The organism is Bradyrhizobium sp. KZN70725, assembly GCF_055264925.1.
The window spans coordinates 1-822 of sequence record NZ_JBUYWT010000193.1; the positions used below are offsets into that span (position 1 = coordinate 1).

1 protein-coding gene is annotated in these 822 nt (G+C 61.1%); it reads left to right on the top strand.

What is annotated here, in order from left to right; all coding sequences use genetic code 11:
• Positions 1-68: 68 nt before the first annotated feature.
• Positions 69-822: IS5 family transposase (locus ACZBJS_RS42655; RefSeq protein ID WP_463440346.1), on the top strand; the 754-nt coding region annotated here is incomplete at its 3' end.

Here is an 822-nt window from a genome sequence, read left to right on the forward strand (position 1 = left end):
AAAAATGGGTGAGTGATCTCAGTGGGGTGTGATTCCATCGGATTTGCAAAGATTCGAGGGAGAGCACGATGCCCTGGACCAAGATCACTCGGGAGCAATATCGGCGGGACGATCTGCGTTATGCAAGCGATATGACCGATGCGGAGTGGGCGGTGATCAGACGCCTGTTGCCGCGAGCGAACCGGCGCGGCCGGCCGCGTAAGACGGAGCTGCGTCGTGTGATCGAAGCGATCCTCTATATCGTTTCGACCGGCTGCCAGTGGCGGGCGTTGCCGCAGGAGTTCCCGCCCTATTCGACGGTGCAGGGCTATTTTTATAGATGGCGGGATACAGGCCGGTGGCAGAGGATTGTCAGCGTGCTTGTCCGACGGGCGCGAAAAAAGCTTGGACGGACACCGAAGCCGACGGCAGCCGTGATCGACAGTCAAAGTGCGCCAACCACGCAAGCTGGCGGACCGCGCGGCTACGATGCAGGCAAGCGCATCTACGGCCGCAAGCGGCACATTGTGACTGATACCAATGGCCTCCTCCTTGGGGTTCATGTTCATCCGGCCAACGTTCAGGACTGCCATGGCGCCGTACCGCTGCTGAAGAACGTGCGGATGAACTTCCCCCGGCTGCGCCACGTCTTTGCCGACCGGATCTACCGCGGAAATCAACTCCTCGACGCGCTCTCAGACTGCGGTCCATGGACTGTCGAGATCGTCGAGCGGCCTCAAGGCGTCAAAGGCTTCCAGCTTCTGCCGAGGCGGTGGGTGGTTGAACGCACATTCGCTTGGTTCGGCAGATGCCGCCGCCTCGCCAAGGACTTCGAGGCGACGG